Below are 1,998 nucleotides of genomic sequence, written 5' to 3' on the forward strand. Positions count from 1 at the left end.
GGCAATCATCAATCATGGTGACGAACATGGTGTGTTTCCTTAGCGCATATTCCGGACCGGGGCGGTGCCCACAGCGACAATTTCGTTGTGCACTGCACATAAGCCGATCGGCCCGCCGCAATTAGGGGCTTTACTTCAGCTCCGATATGCATCCAGAGCATGCATCATTTGTTAATCAGTAGTTTTCTGGTCTCATCATGCGTTGAGCGCAGTCATCGTTTCAAATGCAACCGATGTTCCGCCTAGAAAACGGGCTGTGGCCGAAAGCAGGAATTCACCGCGTTGGCTACGCGATTTCGGCACGTTGCCGATTGCGAAGTTGAACCGCCCGCATGCGGACGTCCGAGGGGGGCGGGAATGGGCGACTTTTGACCGTCAGCGGCTCACCGCAAATGGCGGAGTTGGGTCGCGAACGGACGTCCCTTTCGCGGCATGCGAATGTCTGGTTCCGGGCCATGCGCCAATGTCTGCACCTGGCGTAGCGCGGCTGCCAGCTTTCCTTGCGGCGCTTGCAACCCGGCCTAAACCCCGCTCTATCGTCGCCCATGACGAGGACGCCGAGCGGTGGGGCGATACTGTGACGCAAGGCKACACTACCTCCGCACCACTGTCCCTTGCGGCGCTGGGCTGGACGGATTTCTTTGCAGATCAATGCGGACCAGATGACGCCTGCCTCCGGCCTGCGCGCATCGGCTCGGTGCACCGCACCCGCATGAGCGCAATCACGCCCGATGGGCCGATCAGGCTCAAGCTGCCGGTCCATACCAATACAGGCGACTTCACGGTGGGTGACTGGGTTCTGGTGGAGCCCAGCACACATCTGCTACGGCGCCGGCTGGAGCGCGCGACGGTGTTGGCGCGGCGCACCGAGGGCAGCATGACGCCGCAGCTTGCCGGGGCCAACATCGACACACTGTTCATCGTCACCTCCTGCAATGCTGATTTCAACGTCGCGCGCCTGGAGCGCTATCTTGCGCTGGCCAATGAGAGCGGAGCCGAACCCGTCATCCTGCTGACCAAGGCCGATCTCGTGCCGGACGTGCAGCCCTATCTCGACCAGGCCGCCGCCCTGCAGCGCGGGCTGGCTGTTGCAACCGTCAATCCGCGCAGCTCTCACGCGGCGGCTGCGTTCGCGTCCTGGTGTGGCKAAGGCCGCACCCTCGCGCTGGTCGGTTCGTCCGGCGTCGGCAAATCGACTCTTGTGAACGCGCTTGCCGGCACCATCGATGGCGAACCGCAGCAGACGGGCGACATCCGCGACCACGACGCCAAGGGGCGCCACACCACGACGTCGCGCTCGCTGCATGCGATTGCCTGCGGCGGCTGGGTGATTGATACGCCGGGCATGCGCACGCTCCATGTCAGCGATGCGGCGTCTGGTCTCGAAACGCTGTTCGCCGAGATCACGGAACTAAGCCCGCTCTGCCGCTTCCGCGACTGCACACATGAGCACGAGCCCGGCTGCGCGGTTCAGGAGGCAGTCTCCAAGGGCGTGATCGACCCTGAGCGTCTGGCACGCTGGCGCAAGCTCGATCTAGAGAACAGGGCAAAGACGCCGGAGGTGAAGGGGCCGAGGGGAAGGGGCGGTAGGCGGGGCGTCTGATTCGGCCGAGCCCAAACCTCAGCCTGTTCATCCTGGAGCTGACGCCGGTGATACGGCCCCTCGCCCGCCAGCGCGCGACGATCGACGACTATCCGGACGACCATGTGGCCCGGCGTCCGGATGCGACACCTCTCGGTGACCCTGCCGCCGCGCGGCCCATTTTCTAGGCAGAATATCGGTTTCATTTGAAACGATGACTGCGCTCAACGCATGATGAGACCAGAAAATTACTGATTAACAAATGATGCATGCCCTGGATGCATATCGGAGCTGAAGTAAAGCCCCTAATTGCGGCGGGCCGATCGGCTTATGTGCAGTGCACAACGAAATTGTCGCTGTGGGCACCGCCCCGGTCCGGAATATGCGCTAAGGAAACACACCATGTTCGTCACCAT

1 protein-coding gene is annotated in these 1,998 nt (G+C 62.4%); it reads left to right on the top strand.

The window, feature by feature from the left end; translation table 11 throughout:
• Positions 1-712 precede the first annotated feature (712 nt).
• Entirely contained in the window at positions 713-1,603 is an 891-nt protein-coding gene (gene rsgA / locus AC1DIO_RS35195) for a ribosome small subunit-dependent GTPase A (protein WP_476854935.1), read from the top strand.
• Positions 1,604-1,998 lie beyond the last annotated feature (395 nt).

The sequence above is a fragment of the Allobosea sp. 05T439 genome, assembly GCF_056396005.1.